Source organism: Nocardioides sp. (assembly GCF_034670285.1).
Taxonomy (GTDB): domain Bacteria; phylum Actinomycetota; class Actinomycetes; order Propionibacteriales; family Nocardioidaceae; genus Nocardioides.
The window spans coordinates 1-1632 of the sequence record NZ_JAXMNS010000579.1 but is presented as its reverse complement, the minus strand read 5'-3'; the positions used below and the strand labels follow the sequence as shown (position 1 = coordinate 1632).

Sequence of the window (1632 nt, the reverse complement as noted above, 5' to 3'; positions counted from 1 at the left end):
GACGACCATGATCACGGCCGGGTCGGTGCGAGGGATCTGAGGTTTCCCGCACGCGTCGCAGCGCAGTTCGTGCCCGGCCACGGCAGGCGTGAGGTGGCCGCCGCAGCGCGGGCAGAAGCGGGTCGACCAGTGCCACTCGGCGAGACCGAGGGCATGGAAGACCATCGGCGCCTGAGCCCGACCCGCGCCGGCCAGGGCCGGGAGCAGCCCTCTCAAGGGCAGCCACTCCCCCGCCTGGTCGGGGTCGCGAGCCAGCGCACCGTCGGCGATCACCGCCCACCAGGTCGTGCCGTCGCGCTCACCGAGCAGGACGCGCACGCCGTCCGGGGCCTCCTGCGGAGAGATCCACTGCAGGGCGGCGTCGACGGGGCGCACCCGGGTGCCGGCCACGACCAGCACGCGCGTGGCCGGGTCCGCCCAGGCCTCGGCGAGCCAGTCGTCGTCGGCCCGTCGCGGGCCCAGACGGTCGTGGGGGTCGGCGCTGAGCTCGAGGTGCGGGTAGGTCACACCTGCCACCATAGAAGTGGGCAAGAAGTGCGCATGGAATGGGCACGGAATGGGCAATACCCGGAGGGCGGCGGGCGTTGTCCTGACATGGACGACGCACGACCCACCGATGCTCCGCTCGACAGCCCGTTGGACAGCCCCTTGGACAGCCCCTTGGACAGCCTCGTGATCGGGGCCGGCCAGGCAGGGCTGTCCGCGTCGTACCACCTCACCCGACGTGGCCTCGCCCACGTGGTCCTCGACGCCGACCGCGCGCCCGGTGGTGCCTGGCAGCACCGGTGGGACTCGCTGAGCATGCGCGACGTCCACGGCATCGCAGCACTCCCGGACGCCGCCCGGCCCGAGCCGCCCGCGACCGAGCGGGCCAACCACGCGGTGCCGGCCTACTTCGCGGACTACGAGGCCGCCCACGACCTGCCCGTCGTGCGGCCGGTCGACGTCGACACGGTCGAGGACGGCACCGGCGACGAGGCCGGTCTGCTCATCGTGCGCGCAGGCTCGCGTCGCTGGGTGACTCGCACGCTCGTCAACGCCACCGGCACCTGGACCCAGCCCTTCGTGCCCTACTACCCCGGTGCCGCAGACTTCCGGGGCGAGCAGCTGCACACCCACTCCTACCCCGGTGCCGAGCACTTCCGCGGGCGACGCACGGTAGTCGTCGGTGGGGGCGCGTCCGCGGTGCAGCTGCTCGGCGAGATCGCACCGTTGACCGACACGATCTGGGTGACGCGGCGCCCACCGGTGTGGCGCACCGACGACTTCACTCCCGAGGTCGGTCGGGAGGCGGTCGCGCTCGTCGAGCAGCGGGTGCGGCAAGGTCTGCCGCCGGCAAGCGTCGTGAGCGTCACCGGGCTCGCGCTGCGGGAGCAGGAGCGCGCGGCCGAGGCGGTGGGCGCCTACGAGCGCCGCCCGATGTTCGCCGGCATCGAGCCGGACGGCGTGCGCTGGCCGGACGGCGACTTCGAGCCGGTCGACGTCATCCTGTGGTCCACCGGGTTCCGCCCAGCGATCGCCCACCTCGCAACACTGGGCCTGCGGGGTCCGCGCGGAGGCATCGCCCTCGACGGCACCACCGCCATAGCCGACCCGCGGGTGCAGCTGGTCGGCTACGGCCCCTCGGCGAGC

General features: G+C 73.7%; 2 protein-coding genes. One reads left to right on the top strand and one right to left on the bottom strand.

The features are described 5' to 3' along the window. On the bottom strand, window positions 1-507 hold a 507-nt coding region (locus tag VOI19_RS19245; protein WP_323794536.1), incomplete at its 3' end, for an NADH pyrophosphatase zinc ribbon domain-containing protein. 153 nt (window positions 508-660) lie between these two features. On the opposite strand from VOI19_RS19245, the gene VOI19_RS19240 reads away from it, so the two are divergent. Then, a partial coding sequence (locus VOI19_RS19240) for an NAD(P)-binding domain-containing protein (protein ID WP_323794535.1) occupies window positions 661-1632 on the top strand: 972 nt, incomplete at its 3' end.